13 protein-coding genes are annotated in these 16577 nt (G+C 72.4%); 10 read left to right on the top strand and 3 right to left on the bottom strand.

The annotated features are described in order from the left end of the window. Nucleotides 1-122: 122 nt before the first annotated feature. Complete coding sequence (locus AB0F58_RS26890) at nt 123-1169, bottom strand: hypothetical protein (protein ID WP_357148536.1); 1047 nt, start codon at nt 1167-1169, stop codon at nt 123-125. 152 nt (nt 1170-1321) lie between these two features. Here AB0F58_RS26890 and AB0F58_RS26885 point away from each other — a divergent pair, with 152 nt between their 5' ends. From AB0F58_RS26885 to AB0F58_RS26850, 8 genes are all read left to right on the top strand, one after another. Further along, nucleotides 1322-2665: an NB-ARC domain-containing protein gene (locus tag AB0F58_RS26885; protein ID WP_357148533.1), complete on the top strand. Its 1344-nt coding sequence runs from the start codon at nt 1322-1324 to the stop codon at nt 2663-2665. Then, entirely contained in the window at nt 2623-3873 is a 1251-nt protein-coding gene (locus AB0F58_RS26880) for an MFS transporter (RefSeq protein WP_357148530.1), read from the top strand. Before AB0F58_RS26885 ends, AB0F58_RS26880 begins: the two co-directional genes overlap by 43 nt. Then, nucleotides 3863-4618 carry a MerR family transcriptional regulator gene (locus AB0F58_RS26875; RefSeq protein WP_357148527.1) on the top strand — a complete coding sequence of 252 codons (756 nt, stop codon included), beginning with the start codon at nt 3863-3865 and terminating at the stop codon, nt 4616-4618. The genes AB0F58_RS26880 and AB0F58_RS26875 overlap by 11 nt, the downstream gene beginning before the upstream one ends. Nucleotides 4619-4943: 325 nt before the next feature. Beyond that, nucleotides 4944-7343 (top strand): lantibiotic dehydratase, encoded by a 2400-nt coding sequence (locus AB0F58_RS26870; protein ID WP_357148524.1) that lies wholly within the window; start codon nt 4944-4946, stop codon nt 7341-7343. Between the two features lie 110 nt (nt 7344-7453). Then, nucleotides 7454-9733 (top strand): lantibiotic dehydratase, encoded by a 2280-nt coding sequence (locus AB0F58_RS26865; protein ID WP_357148521.1) that lies wholly within the window; start codon nt 7454-7456, stop codon nt 9731-9733. Nucleotides 9734-9744: 11 nt separating this feature from the next. Next, nucleotides 9745-10701 carry an ABC transporter ATP-binding protein gene (locus tag AB0F58_RS26860; protein ID WP_357148518.1) on the top strand — a complete coding sequence of 319 codons (957 nt, stop codon included), beginning with the start codon at nt 9745-9747 and terminating at the stop codon, nt 10699-10701. Then, nucleotides 10698-11552, top strand: coding sequence for an ABC transporter permease (locus AB0F58_RS26855; RefSeq protein WP_357148515.1), 855 nt, complete (start codon nt 10698-10700; stop codon nt 11550-11552). The genes AB0F58_RS26860 and AB0F58_RS26855 overlap by 4 nt, the downstream gene beginning before the upstream one ends. After that, on the top strand, nt 11539-12324 hold the full coding sequence (locus AB0F58_RS26850; RefSeq protein WP_357148512.1) for an ABC transporter permease: 786 nt from the start codon (nt 11539-11541) through the stop codon (nt 12322-12324). The genes AB0F58_RS26855 and AB0F58_RS26850 overlap by 14 nt, the downstream gene beginning before the upstream one ends. 55 nt (nt 12325-12379) lie before the next feature. On the opposite strand, the gene AB0F58_RS26845 is transcribed toward AB0F58_RS26850, so the two are convergent. Continuing rightward, entirely contained in the window at nt 12380-13690 is a 1311-nt protein-coding gene (locus tag AB0F58_RS26845; RefSeq protein WP_357148509.1) for a condensation domain-containing protein, read from the bottom strand. A gap of 336 nt (nt 13691-14026) precedes the next feature. Next, nucleotides 14027-14257: a phosphopantetheine-binding protein gene (locus AB0F58_RS26840; protein WP_357148506.1), complete on the bottom strand. Its 231-nt coding sequence runs from the start codon at nt 14255-14257 to the stop codon at nt 14027-14029. Between the two features lie 258 nt (nt 14258-14515). On the opposite strand from AB0F58_RS26840, the gene AB0F58_RS26835 reads away from it, so the two are divergent. Continuing rightward, the gene (locus AB0F58_RS26835) at nt 14516-15373 is read left to right on the top strand and encodes a phytanoyl-CoA dioxygenase family protein (protein WP_357148503.1); all 858 of its coding nucleotides are present in this window, start codon (nt 14516-14518) and stop codon (nt 15371-15373) included. Nucleotides 15374-15439: 66 nt separating this feature from the next. After that, entirely contained in the window at nt 15440-16429 is a 990-nt protein-coding gene (locus AB0F58_RS26830; RefSeq protein ID WP_357148500.1) for an NAD-dependent epimerase/dehydratase family protein, read from the top strand. Nucleotides 16430-16577 lie beyond the last annotated feature (148 nt).

Below are 16577 nucleotides of genomic sequence, written 5' to 3'. Positions count from 1 at the left end.
GTGCGGGTCACCGACGTCCCGGTGTCCGACCGGAACCAACGGCCACCACCGTGGGACGCGCGCCGGCCCCGACCGGATCCAGTGCATCACGGTCAGGGCCGGCCCGGTCGCCGTCGGACGAATCAGGTGCGGTTCGCGACCGAGTTGAAGACGTCCATCACCGCGGTGTCGAAGTACGAACTCCGGTTGACCCCGGCGCTGTCCAGGGTGCTCATGATGCCGTTGACGTAGCCGTAGGCGTCGTTGTACTGCCGCAGCCAGACCGAGCCGCTGGAACCGCCGGTGAAGCCGCAGCCGAGCGCGATCTTGTTCTCCTGGAAGGGCCAGACACCCGGCCGGTAGGTGGTGCCCTGGCAGTACTGCTGCCACCCGCCGTCGAACGGCGCGGCCGCCGGGTAGGCCAGGATGGTGACGGGCTGCTCGTAGCTGTAGTTGACGGAGAGGCCGTTGCCGCCGACCACGTCGACCACGCGCTGGTTGGAGCCGTTCGGCCAGACCGTGACGTAGGCGACGTCCCGGTCCCAGTTGCTGTCGTTGACCCAGGCGTTGAAGGTCGTCAGGTACTTCGCCGACCACCGGCCGTACGGCTCGGAGCCGTAGTTGTAGAGCGGGACGAAGATCCAGTTCTGCATCCACTGGCCGCCCCGGCCGCCGTGCACGCAGTGCCCGGCGCTCATCACCAGCAGCTTGGAGCCGCTGTTGACGGTGCCGGCCGAGCAGACGTAGTTCTTCCCGTCCACCGGGTTGTAGAAGAAGACCTTGCCGACGGTGGCGGAGGCCGCGACGTTGGTGGAGGGGTCACCAGCGGCGGCACCGGCGACACCGGCCGTGTTCGGCACGGTGGGCGCGGCGGGCGAGGTGGATCGCGGCGCGCCCGTGGCACCGAGCCGACGGCCACTCGTGGTCCCGGCCCCGGCCAGCACGTCCGCCGAGATCGCGGTACGCATCCGCTCGGCGGTCCAGTAGTTGCCCGCCTGCTCGGCCGTCGTCAGCCCGCTGCGGGCGGCAGCCGCCGAGGTGGTCGCCGGCACCGTGCTGACCGAGGTGTCGGCGGTGCCGCCAGGGGCCGGGGCGGCCTGCACCCCGGCCGTGCCGAACAGGACCATTCCCGCAGCGAGCGCGGCGGCGGCGGCGAGCGCGCCCACCCGTCGGATGTCCGGACGGTACATTCGATCTCCCCTCGATAGGAATTGGCGCCTGTCGAAGCGCCCGGCACAGCATGGCCATCCACCTCGCGTGATCGGAAGTACCTCGAACCGTTAATCCTGTCGCTGACATTCTGTCGCTGACATGACCTCAGATCACGAAATGATGTCGGTGAGTGATATACATCGGTATCGGTTTCCCGGAAACCGCGTCGTTCGTGTGGGGAGAGGCGCTCATGGGCCGGCTCAACCGTCCGCTCGTACCAACAGGTCCCCTGGCCGACTTCTACGACCAGTTGCACGCCCTGCACCTCGCGGCCGGTCAACCCAGCATGCGCCGGCTGCAACGGCTCACCCGCACCGAGCGGCGCCCCACCGGGATCAACCCCACCTCCATCCACGCCGCCTTCGTGCGTCCCCGCCTCGCCCGCTGGGAGGTGGTGGGCGAGATCGTGCGGGTACTCGGCGGGAACGTGGACGGCTTCGCCGCCCTGTGGCGCACGGCGCACCACTGCCAGGTCCGCAAGGACACCGGGTCGATGGAGCCGGCACCGCCCGCCCGGCCGTGGGTGCCGGTAACGCAGCAGCCCGTACCCCGGGAACTGCCGCCGGACGTGCTTCCCTTCACCGGCCGCGCCACGGTGTGCCGCGCACTGGACGACCTGCTCGCCGAGGGGGCGACCCGGGCGGCGCTGATGACGGTGGCGCTCACCGGAGCGGCCGGGGTCGGCAAGAGCGCGTTGGCCGTGCACTGGGCGCACCGGGTGGCCGGCCACTTCCCGGACGGGCAGCTCTACGCCGACCTGCGCGGCGAGGAGGCGGGACGGCCCCCGTCCCCGGCCGAGGTGCTCACGGCCTTCCTCAACGCCCTCGGCGACACCGACGACCCACCCGGTCCACCGGCCGCCCTGGCCGCCCGCTACCGGACCCGGATGTCCGGCCGGCGCATGCTGGTCCTGCTGGACAACGCGCACTCGGCCGAGCAGGTGCGCCCCCTGCTCCCCGGGTCGCCCGGCTGCCTCGTCCTGGTGACCAGCCGGGAGAGTCTGACCCCACTGGTCGTCCGGCACGGCGCGCGGCGGCTGGAGCTGGGTCCGCTGGACACCGGCGCGGCGATCGAGCTGCTGCGCGAGCTGATCGGCGCCCGGGTCGACGCGGAGTCCGACGCCGCGCACGCGCTGGTCCGACGCTGCCACGGCCAGCCACTGGCCCTCCGGATCGCCGCGGAACGGGCCACCGCGCTCGGCTCGGTTCCCCTGTCCAGGCTCCTCGGCGGGGTGGCCGCCCCGCCGGCACACAGGACGATCGCGTGCGGACGGGAGTATCCCTGGTCGTCGGCACCCACCCGGGGATCCGGCCCGCCCCGATGGCCGGACCGGGGGTGCCGGCCACCGTCCCCGGGCTGCCCGCCGGTCGGGTACCGGCGACCGGACCGGCGGCTTGACCCCGCCGCGACGTCATGGTTTTCGCTCGGGGAATGCGTCTCGTCCCCCTCGCCTACCTGGCCTCCCACCTACTGAGCCTGCTCGGCAACTCGATCGCCGGGGTGGCGCTTCCGCTGATCGTGTTGCAGGCCACCGGCAGTCCACTCGGCGCGGGCGCGGTGGCGGCGGCGACGGTGGTCCCCGCGGTGGTCGCCGGGCTGGTCATGGGCGTCGTCATCGACCGGATCAACCGCCGGACCTCCTCGGTCGTCACCGACCTCGTCTCCGCCGCGTCCGTCGCGGCCCTGCCCGTGGTGGACGCCGTCTCCGGGTTGAGTCTGGGCTGGTTCGTGCTGTTCGGCATGATCGGCTCGCTCGGGGACGTACCCGGCCTGACCGCGCGGGAGGCCCTGCTGCCGGCGGTGGTCCGGCACGGTGGAGTTCCGCCGGAACGGCTCACCGGCCTCCGTGAGTCGCTCGGCGCCGTCGCGCTGCTCCTGGGACCCGCCGCGGCGGGCACGCTCATGGTGTTCTTCGAGGGCGCCACGGTGCTCTGGATCACCGCCGGCACGTCGGTGGCCGCAGCGGCGATCACGCTGCTCATCCCCCACCGGGTCGGCCGGATCGTCGCCGCCGACGGGGCACCACCCCGAACCCCGACCGGATCGGTACGGGGCCAGCTGGCCGCTGGCTGGCGGGCGCTGCTCGGCGACCGGTTCCTGCTGGCCGTGACGGTGCTCGGCGTCGTATCGCTGTTCGTGCTCGGCGCCATGCAGGGGCTCGTCCTGCCGGTCTACCTCATCCACGTCGGGCGTCCCGAACTGCTCGGCTTCGTGATCACCGCGCTCGCCCTCGGGATGCTCCTCGGCGCCGGCGGGTACGCCGCCGTCGGTCCGCGCGGCTCCCGTCGGGCGTGGTTCCTGGTCGGCCTGGCCGGGACCACGGTGGGCTTCGCCCTCGTCGCCGGCCTCCACTCGCCCCGGGTCGTGCTGTTCGGCGCGTTCCTGATCGGCGCGTTCAGTGGACTGGCCAACAGCCTGCTCGGGGTACTGATGATCGAACGGATCCCGGACCACCTGCGCGGCCGGATCCTGGCCACGCAGAACGCCGCCATGACCGCCGCGCCCCCCGCCGGCATCCTCCTCACCGCGCTGCTCGCCGAGCACGCCGGAGTCGGCGTCGCGGCGTTCGCGGTGACCGCCGTCTGGACGGTGGCAGCCGTCCTCACCCTGCGGGCGCGGTCGCTCCATAACCTGGAACCGGCGGACACGTCAGCGGAGGAGGTGGTGGGGCGTGCGCAGTAGGGAACTGGCGACCCTGGCCGGCGTCACCGTACGGACGCTGCGCCACTACCACCAGATCGGCATCCTGGACGAGCCGCGCCGCTCCTCGAACGGCTACCGCGAGTACGACGTCCACCACCTCATCCGGGTACTGCGGATCAAGCGGCTGGCCGCTCTCGGCGTACCGCTCACGGCTCTCCCCGACGTGCTGGACGACCCGGCGGACGCCGCCCCGCTCCTCGACCAGCTCGACCGGGAACTGGCCGCCGAGATCGAACGGCTCACCGCGCGCCGCGCCGTCGTCGCCCGGCTGCGGCGCGACCGTGGCGCACCCGACCTGCCGCAGGAACTCGCCCGGTACCCGGTGATCTTCGCGGCGGCAGGGCTGCCGCCGGCTCTCGCGCGGTTCGACCGGGAGCAGTTGATCCTGCTCGGGCACCTCGCCGGAGAGTCCGGAATGTCGACCATCACCGGTTTCTACCAGCGGCTCACCGATCCCGCTCTGCTCGACGCGTCGATGGCCCTCAACGCCCGGTTCCACGCGCTCACGCCGGACAGCAGCGACGACGACATCGAGCAGCTCGCCGACGACCTGGTCGCCACGGTCGCGCCCGCCGTCCGCGCGTTCCTGGCGGAGCACCCGACGCTCGACCTCGGAGACGCCGCCCCCCTCGTCGAGGAGTACACCAACGACGTGCTCAACGAGGCCCAACGGCGCGCGGCGGCCCTCGTCGAGGAGCGGCTCGCCCGGGCCGTCACGGAGTGACCGGGGCCCGCGCCCACTCGGACGGGGTGCCCGGTGGAATCCGCCACCCCACCGTGGAGCACGGCTCCGTGAGCCGATGCCGAACCACCCCCTGACACTGAGCAAACACTCAGTGACCAACGCCTCGAGGAAGGTGATTCTCCCTGGTGGGAGACGCCCTGCCGGCAAGAGTGGTCGATTCCTCACGCGCAGTTTCGTCTCTTGGCGGATCGGCCCGGACAGGTAAGATCGCGCACGCCGCCGGTCGCCACGCACCGCCCTGTGGCCATATGGATCGCGCTGAAAGGGCTGTCCCGATGAGACACGATCTGTTGGCAGACGTCCGATGATCCCCGGGTCCTCCGCCGCGTCGCGGCGACCGGTCGAGCCGGGCCGCCGGGTGCCGCTACCGGCCGGCCGGTGGGCCGCCTGGGACCAGGTGATCCTGCGCGCTCCCGGTTTCCCCGCCGCCGGCCTGACCGCGCTCTCCTCCCCGGCCATCGGCCGGGCGGCCGACGCCGCGCTCGACGCACCGGCCGGCGGGAGTCAGGAGCAGGACTACCGCGCGGTGTTCGAACGCGAGATCCTCCGTGTCGGGACCGCCCTCCAGGAGGTCGCCCGGGGCGACCGGTTCCGCCTCGCCCTCGGTTGGCAGAACCACCGCGCCCTGGCGACGGCGGTCGAACCGCTGCTCCGTCGCGAACTCGGCGTCGACCGGCGGCACAGCAACCACCGTCAGCACGAGGAACTGATCGCCGGCTACTGGCAGCGCTACTGCCTGAAGAACGACACCATCGGGTTCTTCGGTCCGGTGGGCTGGAGCCGGCTGGATCCCCACCGGCCGGCCAGCACGCTGACCGCCGGTCCCGGCCTGATCAGCCACTTCGAGGTGTTCTTCGAGTCCTGGGCGATGGACCGGCTGGCGACGGTGATCGTCGCCGAGCCGGGTATGTCGACCTGGCTGGCCCCGCGCCGGATGCCGTACGTCCGGCTCGACGGCGACCGGGCCAGCCTGCCCAACCGGCCGCCGATTCCGCTGACCGAACTGGAGGCGGCGATCCTCCGGAGCTGCGACGGGGTGACCCCGGCCGCCGGGGTGGCCGCCGCGGTACGCGCCGAGTTGCCGGCCGGGCCCGACGACGCCGAGGTGTTCGACGCCCTGCACCGGTTGTGTCGCAGGAGGTTGGCGAGCTGGAAGCTGGAGCTGCCGCTCACCCCGTGGCCGGAGCGCTACCTGGACCGCGCACTGCGGCAGGTCGGCGATCCCGAACTGGCCCGGACCCAGTCCGAACGGCTGGCCCGGATGCTCACCGCCCGCGAGGCCATCCGGACGGCGATGGTCGACGCGGCACCGGACCGCCTGGTCACGGCGATGCGCGAGCTGGACCGGGTGTTCGTCGAGGAGACCGGTGCCGCCGCCACCCGGCACGAGGGCAAGGCCTACGCGGGCCGGACGCTCGTGTACCACGACGCCCGGCGTGACGTCGAGCTGGTGCTCGGTGCCGAGGTGTACGCCGCGCTGCGGCCCATCGAGACGCTGCTGGCCAGTGCACGCTGGCTGACCTACCAGGTCGGGCGGGGGGTCACCGGGGTCCTGCGCGACATCGCGTCGACCATCATCGACCGCAACGGTGGCGGACCGCTGGACCTCAGCACCTTCTGGTTCGAGTGCATGGCCCGGCTCCACCAGGAGTCGGCCCGGATCGCCGACGAGGTGCAGGCGGAGTTCCAGCGCCGGTGGGACACCCTGCTGGAGCACTCCCCGGAGCAGACCACGGTCACGTACACCGAGGCGGAGCTGGCCGACCGGGTCGCCCAGGTGTTCGACGCCCCCCGGTCCGGCTGGGGCGCGGCCCGCTACTGCAGCCCGGACGTCATGATCGCGGCGCCGGACCTGGCCTCGATCAACCGGGGTGAGTTCACCCTGGTCCTGGGCGAGGTGCACCTGAGCCTCAACTCCTGCCGCCACCACTGTTTCGTCACCCAGCACCCGGCGGCCGAACAGCTCTTCGACTGCGTCTCGGCGGACTTCCCCTCGCCCCGGTTGCTGCCGGCACTGCCGAAGGAGAACGTGGGCCGGCTCTCGGTCCGCACCCACTCGGCGTTGACCCGCGAGGAGGACTACGTCGTGGTGCTCGCCCACCACACGGTGGACGCGGCCCGGCCGCGCACCCTCCCGGCGGTCGACCTGACCGTCGAGGTGGAACCGGACCGGGTGGTCGCGGTGCTGCCCGACGGCGGTACGCGCTTCGACGTACTGGACCTCTTCTCCGAGATCCTCACCGACGTCGTGCTGGACCGGTTCCGGATCCTTCCCGAACGGGCGCACACCCCCCGGATCACCGTCGACCGGATGGTGATCGCCCGGGAGACCTGGCGCTTCGACCCGCACGACCTTGCCTTCGCCACCGTCAAGGACGAGGCGGGCCTCTTCCTCGGGGCCCGCCGGTGGTGGCGGTCCACCACCCTGCCCCAACGGGTCTTCGTCAAGGTGCCCGGCGAGGACAAGCCCTTCCACGTGGACTTCGACAGCCCCACCTCGGTACGGATGCTGGCCCGGTCGCTGCGTCGACTGCGGACCGCCGAGCCGCAGGGCAAGGCGCTGGTCACCATCACCGAGATGCTGCCCACCCCGGACCAGCTCTGGCTGGTCGACGCCGACGGCAACCGCTACACCTCCGAACTGCGCATCGCCATGGTCGACCTGACCGGCACCGATCCGGCACCGCCCGGAGCGGTGTCGTGACCGGCGACCGGCCGGAGTCGGCTGAGCCCGACCGCCCGCCGGTCGCGGACGGGCGTCGGGTGTGGTGGACGCACCTCGTCGTCCGCGGTGCCGGGTTCCCGGTTTCCGGTGTGGCACGGCTGACGCAGCCCGCCCTGGCCGCCGCCGTCGACGCGGCGAACGGTGACGCACCACCCGCCGACGGGACGAACCCGGCCCGGAGAGCGGACCCGGCCGACGGGACGGACCCGGCCGACGGCGGGCTCGACGCCGCGTGGACGGCGGCCGCCCGACGCGAGCGGGTCGCCATCCGGGAGATCGCCACGACCGACCGCTTCCGACAGGCGGTCACCTGGCAGAACCCGGCAGTGCTGGACACCGCGTTCACCCCGCTGCTGGCCCAACCGCTCGACGACGACCGGACCGCCGCCAAGCGGCGGTCCCGGGAACGGCTGGTGACCAGCTACTGGCAGCGGTACTGCGTCAAGAACGACTCGATCGGCTTCTTCGGACCGGCCGTCTGGGGGCGGCTGTCCGACGACGATCCGACCGCCGTCCGGTTCCGACCCGGCCCGGCCCTGACCGACCGGCAGTGGACCGACGTGGAGCCCTGGGCGGTCGACCTGCTCGCCCGCGAGCTGAACCGGGACCGGCGGTTGGCACCCTGGCTGGCCCCTCGGCGGGCACCCGTCCTGTGGTGGGACGGTACGCAGGCGGCACTGCCGGGCCGACGGCCGGAACCGGTCGACCCGGTGGTTCGGACCCTGCTCGCCCACTGCGACGGACGACGTCCGGCGCACGCGGTGGTCGCCCTGGCCGGCGCGGAACTGGGGTGTCCGGCCGAGGACCTGGTCCCGGTCCTGGACGGGCTGCGCCGCCGGCGCTGGCTGCTGTGGGACGTGGACACCAGTGGCGACCTGGACTCGCTCGACCAGCTCCGCGCCCTGGTCGCCACGGTCGACGACCCGGCGGTGCGGGAGCCGGCGGCGGACGCGGTGGCCCGCCTCGACCGGGCCCGCCGGGAGATCGACCGCGACGGGACGGACGCGGACTCGCTCCGGGTCGCGCTCGACCGCGCCGCGACCACCTTCACCACGCTGACCGGCGCGGCACCGGTCCGTCGGGCCGGTCAGACGTACGGCGGCCGGACGCTGGTCGTGCAGGACTGCCGGCGGGACCTGCGACTCACCGTCGGCACCGACCTGCTCGCCGCGCTCCGCCCGGTCGACCTGCTGCTCCAGGCGGGCAGGTGGCTGACCTGGCAGGTACGGACCGCCCTGCTGGAACGGGTACGCGAACCGTACGAGCGGGTCCGGCAACGCGGCGGCGGGCGTCCGGTCGATCTCGCCTCGCTCTGGCTGGAGTGCATGCCGCTGCTCGGCACCGCCCTGGAGGAGCTGGTCGAGGAGGTCTCCGCCGAGGCGCGGCGGCGCTGGCGGGAGGTCCTCGCGTGGCCGGACGACGCACGCCGGTTCGACGTCGATCCCGACACGGTGCGCCCGGAGGTCGAACGGGTCTTCGCCGCTCCGGCGAGCGGCTGGAGCGAGGGCCGGTACGCCAGCCCCGACTTCATGATCGCCGCGTCCGGTCCGGACGCCGTCGACCGGGGCGAGTTCACGCCGGTCCTCGGCGAGCTGCACCTGGGCGTCAACTCACTGGACTACGCCTGCTTCGCCCGGCTGCATCCGGACCCCGACGACCTGCTGCGCGAAGTCGACCGGGACTTCCCCCGGCCACGGCTGCTGGTCATGGCACCGATGGAGGCCGGGGCGAACCTCGTGCCCCGGACCCAACGGGCGCTGGTCCGTCCGCAGGACCACGTGGTGGCGCTGACCAGTCGGGTGCCGTTCCCGACCCGGGGACGACCCCTCGACGGCGCCGACCTGACCGTCGTCGAGCAGCCCGGCGGCGGCTGGGAGATCCAGCTCGCCAGCGGTGAGCGGTTCGACCTGATGGAGGTCTTCGCGCAACCGCTGAAGACCGCGCTGATGGCCCGGGTGGCCTTCTTCCGTGGCGAGCACCTGCCCCGGATCAGCTTCGGCCGGCTGGTCGTGGTGCGGGAACAGTGGCGGATCGCCGCCGACGAGCTGACGTTCGCCGCCGTGCGCGACCCGCGGGACCGGTACGTCGACGTCCGCCGCTGGTGGCGGCGCCGCGACCTGCCCGCCCGGGTCTTCGTCAAGTCGCCCCTGGAGCGCAAACCGTTCCACGTCGACGCCGACAGCCCCGCCCTGGTGGAGCTGCTCTGCGCGGCGGTGCGCCGGCTGAACGCCGACGGCCCCGGTCACCGCCTGACCATCAGCGAGATGCTGCCGGCCCCGGACGAGTGTTGGCTCACCGACGCCGACGGCCAGCGGTACACCGCCGAGCTCCGGCTGGTCGCGGTGGACCGGGCCGACCGACGCGAGTAGAGGAGAATGTCGTGGCCCGTCCGGTGGTGGAGGTGTCGGGGCTCTCCCGTACGTTCACGGTCCGCAAGGAGACCGTGAGCGCGTTGCGGGACGTCACGTTCGCGCTGCACGAGGGGGAGATCATCGGGCTGCTCGGATCGAACGGCGCGGGGAAGACCACGCTGACCAAGATCCTGAGCGCGCTGCTGCTCCCGACCGGCGGTTCGGCGCGGGTCCTCGGCCACGACGTGGTCCGCCACCCCCGCCAGGTGCGCGAGCGGATCGGCGTGATCTTCGGCGGGGAGACGGGGCTCTACGACCGGCTCACCGGTCGGGAGAACATCCGGTTCTTCGCCATGCTCAACGGCGTACGGCGACGGCAGATCACCGAGCGGATCGCGGCGGCGCTCGACGAGGTGGGGCTGACCGCTGCCGCCGACCGCCCGGTGGAGACCTACTCCAAGGGCATGCGGCAACGGCTGCACATCGCCATCGGCACCGTGCACCAGCCGCGCATCCTGCTCCTGGACGAACCGACCATCGGACTCGACCCGATCGAGGCGGAGCGGCTGCGGACCGCCATCGGCCGACTCCGCGACGACGGGGTCTCCGTCCTGTTGACCAGCCACTACCTGCTGGACGTGGAACGGCTGGCGGACCGGGTGCTGGTCCTGGCCGACGGCACCATCAGCGCGAACATGACGACCGGCGAGTTCGCCCGGGCCGCCGGATACCGGGCGGTGGTGACCGTACGGGCCCGGGGGAAGGTACCGCCCGAACTGACCGACGGCGGGGTCGGCGTACTGGTCGACGGGATCGTCGAGGACGACGACGTGTGGTCCGCGCGGCTTCGGGTGCAGGACTGGGGGCCGACCTCGTTCGCCCACCTCAGCAGGGTGCTGAGCGACGCCGACGTGCTGGACGTCGACGTGGCGCCGGTTCGGCTGGAGGACGTGTACGCGACGCTGGACCTCGGCGGGCGGCGGTGAGCCGGGCCGCCGCCCCGGTCCGGCCGGAAACCCCCGGGTCGGACGACCGGACCGGCTTCGTCGGGACGCGACGCAGGCCGGAGCGGGAGGGGCTCTGGGTGCTGTTCGCCTCGCTCCGGTTGCAGACCCGCCTGATGCGGGGCAGCCCGTTCGCCGTGCTGCTGGGGATCGTGCAGCCGGTCGTCCTGCTCGCGGTCACCGTCGGCGCGAGTGACCGGCTCACCCCGGAGGCCACCACCCGCTTCACCGTCGGCGTGGTGATGATGGCGTTCTGGGGCGCGACGATCTGGACCGCCGGGGGGATCCTCCAGTTCGAGGTGCACGCCGGCACCCTGCGCGCCAACATGACCAGCACCCGGTCGCCGCAGGTGATCCTGCTCGGCAAGTGTCTGGGTGCCAGCCTCTACACGCTGCCGATGATCGTGGTGACGACGATCGTCACCGTCCTGCTGCTGGGCGCGCCGCTGCGGGCGGAGCGGCCGGACCTGCTGCTGCTCGGCCTGCTGCTGGTCGCGGTCTCCGGCACCGGGCTGGGGATGCTGCTGTCCTGCCTGTTCCTGCTGACCCGGCACGGCAACCACTGGTCGAGCGCGCTGATGTACCCGATCTACATCCTCGGTGGCTTCATGATCCCCATCGACCTGCTGCCCGAGGGGGTCCGATGGATCTCCACGGTGATCAGCCTGCGCTGGGCGACCGAGTTCCTCACCGCCGCCGCGGCCGGTCGCCTCGCCGCCGGCCCGCTGGCCATGGTGGTGGCGCTGACCGTCGGCTACTTCGCGCTCGGCTGGTACGCGCTCCGGCAGATCATCCGCCGCGCCAAGCGGGAGGCACTCCTTGACCGTCGCTGATCAGCTGGGCCGGTCGGCCGAAACCGTACGCTTCGGCGTGCGGGAGTTCCACGCCGAGAACCCGCCGCACATCGTCTTCACCGTCCTCATCCCCCGGGCCGTGCTCCAGGCCCTCTTCATCACGCTGCTCGGCGGGGTGATCGGCGGCCCCGAGCTGCGGGAGTACGCGTTCGTCGGGTCGCTCGCGGTCATCCTGCCGCTCGCCGGGGTCATCGCGGTCGGGGAGATCCCCGGCAACGACAAGTGGAACGGGACCTTCTACCGGGTCCGCAGCGGGCGGATGCACCCGTTCGTCATCTTCTTCCTGCGGGCCCTGCCGTACGTTCTGCTCGGCGTCGTCTTCAGCGCGGCGGCGCTGCTGGTGGTCGGCGCGCTCACCGGAATGGGCGGGCTGGCCCTGCGGCTCGTCCCGCTCCTGCCGCTGTACGTCCTGATGTCGGCGACCGTGACGGCGGCCGGGCTGGCCGCGGCGGCCTTCGCGGTCGGCCGCCGGGCCGACGTGCTGATCGGCAACCTGGTGTCGTACCTGATCCTGTTCGCCGGCGGGGTCCTGGTGCCACCGGGGCGGCTCGCGGTGGCCGACGTGGTCGGTGCCGTGCTGCCGGTCCGGCACGGTCTACAGGCGGTGCACGCGGCGCTGGCCGGTGAACCCTGGCTCGGCCACGCGGCACTGGAGTGCGGGGTGGGTGCGGGGTGGGCGGCGGTGGCCCTGCTGGTGGTGACGCTCCAGGTCCGCCGGGCCCACCGGCACGGTCACGACGACTTCGCCTGACCCGACGCCGGCCGGGCTGCGGGGTCGGCCGGCTCCGTGACCGGAGACGCCGCCGTCACCGCGACCGGAACAGACCCGCGTCCAGGTCGGCGTCGGCTGCGGCGATCGCCGTGAGCACCCGGACGTAGTCGTCCACGAACCGTTCCGCCCAGGACTGTTCGTACTCGCTGGGCCAGCAGAGCAGCACCACCGACAGCTCGTCCTCGCTGGCGTGCACGGACAGTTCGAACGGGAAGGGCGTGTCGAGGGTGTCCGCGTCGTCCTCGAAATCCAGCCCGGCCACGTCGTTGTCGCCGTGCAGCCGGTTCATCAGCTGGAAGACCATCATCCGCCGGAACCCGTCGCCGGTGACCCCCAACTGCGCGCGCACGTCGGCCGGGTACTGGTGCAGGTACAGCTCCTGGTGGGCGAAGGCGCCGACGAACGTCCGGTGGGTGCCACGGAGGAACTCCGCCGCGTTCCGGGAGTCGGGGACCCGGCAGCGCAGCGGCACCAGGTGGGCGAACGGCCCGACGGTCTCGTTGACCTCGGGGCGACCGCGGTTGGCGAACAGCGAGAAGATGGTGAGGTCGTCCTGGCCACTGAGCCGGTGCAGCTCGGCGGTGAACGCGCTGAGCAGGAGCGGGAAGAGCGTAGTGCGGTGCCGCCGGGCGAGCCCGCGCAACTGACCGGCGATTTCTCCGGAGAGGTTCCGGGTGACGGCGACGCGCTCGGGCCAGGGGGAGGTCGGTGCCCTGCCCGGGTCGGGCAGGGCCGGCAGGCGCGCCCCGTCCAGGTGCGTCGACCAGTAGTCGCGCATGCGTCGAAGGCCGTCCCCGGTCGACCACTGGCCGGACCAGGACGTCCAGTCGGAGAACTGCCACGGGACCGCCGGCAGTTCGACCCGTTCGCCCATCCGGCGACGGTAGAGCGCCTTCAGGTCCCGGGCGATGATCTCGCACGACCAGTCGTCGGCCAGCAGCGCGTGCAGGTTGAGACAGATCTGGTGGTCGGTGGCCCCGAACCGTTGCACCGTCAGCCATACCGGCGGCCAGCTCGCCGGGTCGATGTCGGCCGCCTTGCGGCCGGCCGACCGGTCCCGCCGGGCCTCCTCGGAGAGGTCGAGTTCGGTGAGGTCGAGCAGGTCGTACGGGAGCGGCGCCGGCCCGTGGAGGCGCTGCCGGAGCGTGCCGTCGCGGAACTCGAAGGTGGTCCGGAGGATCTCGTGGCGGGCGACCAGGTCCTCGACCGCACCGCCCAACGCGTCGAGGTCCAGGGCGCCGCGGATCCGGAAGCGGATCGACGAGTCGAGCACCTCCCCGCCGTCACGTTGGTACGCGGACCACAGTTCACGCTGGCCCACCGACGCGTCGATCTCAGAAGTCACGACACCTCCACCCACGACCGTCCGGACAGCGACGGCCGGCTGACACATCGCGCGAGCGTTGGACACTGTCGGTGACCAGTCCACTCGCTCGACCGCTTGGGGTTCCGCCACGAATCGTAGCCGGCGCGCGTCTGATACTGAAGGTCACCACAACGTCGTCCAGCAATTTCCGCTCCCCGAACCGCAACCGACGACCACCTTCGGTGCCGATCGAGTGACGGCATCGTGTGCACGACGCACAGCCAACCACTACGGACGGTCACATTCGGTACGCCCGCACGCGCGCGCCCCCCGTCCGACCCCGACGGGTGCCGGGGCGGACGCGCGCGTCCGACGTCAGGCCGACAGCGAGGCGAGCGCCTCGGCGAGTTCCTCGGCCGTCGGATAGATGAACATCTGGGCGATTGGTACCGCCACCCCGGTCTGCTGGTTGATCATCGCCGCCGCGTCGACGGCAGCGGTCGAGTCCCCGCCGCTCTCGAAGAAGTCGTCCTGCGCGGACATCGAGGGGTTCTTCAGCACGACCCGGAAGACGGCCAGGATCTGGTCGCTGAGCTGAGCAGTCATGCCCGGATCCTAGCGCTGAGCTGTGCATACGAACGCAGGTCACCTATTGCCGGATCGACTGCTTCGACTACCGTACCGGGACGGAGCGCACCATCGCGCCAAGCGGTGCAGCCGGCCTCGACGGCCGTGTTCCTCTCCGACCCCGGTCGATCGCGCCGCGCGGCTGAGGCCCGGCGGACGCTACCGGCAACCACGACAGTCACCGACGCCAACGCCAACGGCGGCTCGCCGGAGCCGCGCGACATGTGGGGAGAATCCATGTCATCAGGGCACCACTCGATCTTCGTCGAACCGTCCCGCTCGGCGGCCGGTGCGCGGCAGCTGACCGAGGGCCAACTCGACCACGCGCGGCATCTGCTGCGGGTCGAGGGAGCGGTGATCCTGACCGGGATCGTGCCGGCGGAACTGGTGGCGCGACTCCGCGACGCGATGCTGGCCGACCTCGCCCGTCGCGATCGTCCACTGCCCACCAACTTCGTGGCCGGCCACGTCCAGCAGGACCCACCGCCCGTACCCGAGCTGCTCTTCCCCGAGGTCATGCTCAACGAGTCGGTGTACGGGGTGACCACCGACCTGCTCGGCCCGGACGCCAAGAACGCGGTCTACAGCGGCAACATCAACCTCCCCGGCAGTGGGGAGCAGCCGGTGCACCTCGACGAGGGGCACCTCTGGCCCGGCCCGACCGAGCACCCGCCGTACGCGTTGGAGGTCGACGTTCCGCTGATCGACTTCACCGAGCACAACGGCACCACCGAGTACTGGCTCGGCACCCATCAGCTCAACCCGAAGGGCTGGTACGACGACTCGGGTCGGGTCGAGACGTGGGCGCTCGAGGAGCGCCGTGCGGTCCGACCGCCCCAACGCTTCGACATCCCGGCCGGCTCGGCGGTCATCCGGGACGCCCGGCTGTGGCACCGGGGCACGGTGAACCACTCCTCCGCGCCCCGCCCGATGGTGGCCATGACCCACTACTGCGACTGGTTCGAGACACCGCCGATCGTCCTGCCGACAGCGGTGCAGCAGTGGGTCGAGTCGTCGCCGTACCGGACGAGTGCGACCTTCACCGACGAGCCGATCGACTACTTGACGTCCGCGCATGCCTTCGCGATCCAATGAGCGCGGATCGCCCGGCGGTCGGCCCGACCAACGGGTGACCGGGCGGATCCGGAAGGGGAGTGACTGGTGAGGACATTGGTCGTCGGGGGTACCGGCACGGTCGGACCGGGGGTGGTCCGTGGGCTGGTCGACGCCGGACACGAGGTGGTGGTCGCCCACCGGGGCGAGACCGTCGCCGAACTGCCCGACGGCGTATCGGTCACCCGGGTCGACCGGCACCTCGACGGGGCGCTGGCGGAGCTGGTGTCGACCGTACGCCCGGACGCGGTGGTGGATCTGACCTGCGGCGACGCGGAGGACGGCCGGGTCACCGTGGCCGCCTGCCGGGAGGTGGACCGGCTGCTGGTCGTCTCCTCCGTCAACGCCGCCGGCGGCCCGCTGCCGACGCCGGTGCACGAGCGGGTGACGCCCGCCCCGGTGTCCGACTACGGGCGCGACAAGCTCGGCCTGGAACAGGCGGTCCGGGCCAGCTGGACGGCGGGGGACTCCCGCGCGCTCCTGGTCCGGCTCGGCCCGGTGTACCGGCCGGGCAGTCCGCTCGACGGGCAGCTCGCCGAGGACACCTACTGGCTCGGGCAGGCGGTCGCCGGTGAACCGGCGGTCCTGGCCGACGAGGGCGAGCGGTACTGGAACCTGCTGCACGCCGAGGACGCCGGACGCGCCTTCGCCGCCCTCCTGGCCAACCCGTCCGCTGAGCAGGAGTTGGTGCTGGTCGCGTCCCGGCACCCGATCCGTTGGCGGGAGCTGTACCGGAGCGTCCACGCCGGACTCGGCCTGTCGATGCGGACGGTGTCCGCCCCGGCGCAGTGGCTCGTCGAACAGCTCGACGACGACGAGTGGCTCCAGGAGACCTCGCTCTGGGACCAGGTCTACGACCTGGGCCTGCTGGAGCGGTTGGCCCCGGGGTACCAGGAACGTGCGGGCGAGAAGGAGCTGGTGGCGACGGCCGCGTGGCTGGTCGACCAGGGCGAGACCGGTGATCCGGAGCTGATCGCGGAGATCTCCGGACTCGGCCGGGCGTGGGCCGCCCGCGACGGGTCGACGACGCCGGCGTAGCCGTCCGGCGCCCCGGGCGGGTCCGTCGGACCGATCATCGTGACATCGCGTGACCGGTGACGCAGCGACCGGGTGCAGGGCACCGTCGAGGCGTCACCGTCGGGGGACGTACCGCCGACGGATGAGGTCGGCCGGGTGGAGTCCGCCG

This window comes from Micromonospora sp. NPDC023956 (assembly GCF_040639195.1).
Classification (GTDB): Bacteria; Actinomycetota; Actinomycetes; order Mycobacteriales; family Micromonosporaceae; genus Micromonospora.
Note: the sequence above shows the minus strand (reverse complement) of the source record. Positions and strands in the feature narration are given on the sequence as shown.

What these genes read in the sequence shown, in the direction of transcription:
- AB0F58_RS26890 (WP_357148536.1), bottom strand. Translation starts at nt 1,169, where the DNA reads ATGTACCGTCCGGACATCCGACGGGTGGGCGCGCTCGCCGCCGCCGCC.
- AB0F58_RS26880 (WP_357148530.1), top strand. Translation starts at nt 2,623, where the DNA reads ATGCGTCTCGTCCCCCTCGCCTACCTGGCCTCCCACCTACTGAGCCTG.
- AB0F58_RS26870 (WP_357148524.1), top strand. Translation starts at nt 4,944, where the DNA reads ATGATCCCCGGGTCCTCCGCCGCGTCGCGGCGACCGGTCGAGCCGGGC.
- AB0F58_RS26840 (WP_357148506.1), bottom strand. Translation starts at nt 14,257, where the DNA reads ATGACTGCTCAGCTCAGCGACCAGATCCTGGCCGTCTTCCGGGTCGTG.
- AB0F58_RS26835 (WP_357148503.1), top strand. Translation starts at nt 14,516, where the DNA reads ATGTCATCAGGGCACCACTCGATCTTCGTCGAACCGTCCCGCTCGGCG.